The organism is Agrobacterium sp. 10T429 (assembly GCF_056393925.1).
Window position 1 is genome coordinate 1 of the sequence record NZ_JBFTGV010000091.1, and the last position, 378, is coordinate 378.

Below are 378 nucleotides of genomic sequence, written 5' to 3' on the forward strand. Positions count from 1 at the left end.
CGGAGAGGTTGGGCGTGCGTCGCACGTCGGGCGCCGCCTTGTGTGCGGATCCCCCTGCCGCCACGCGCCGCGCCGTGGCGGCGCGCATCGCCTTCGTGCTCAGCACCGCGCCGGAGATTGCCTCGGGGCTCGCCCACTCGCCGTGCGCAATCGGCCGCATGATCTCCGCCACGCGGGCAAGCGGAAGGTTCGCGAACGTGCCGATGTCCATGCCCGCAAACGTCACCGATAGCGCTTCCTTCTTGAGCCGCTTGCCGTGACAGGCCGGGCATTCGCGTCCAATCATGTATTGCGAAACGCGCTTCTTCATCAGCGCGCTCTGCGTCGTGGCGAAGGTCTGCAGAACATAGCGACGGGCGCCCGTGAACGTGCCCTGAT

At 67.7% G+C, this 378-nt stretch carries 1 pseudogene; it reads right to left on the bottom strand.

The features are described 5' to 3' along the window. Positions 1–378 (bottom strand): annotated as a pseudogene (locus tag AC1DCP_RS26670) (excinuclease ABC subunit A); the annotation flags it as partial.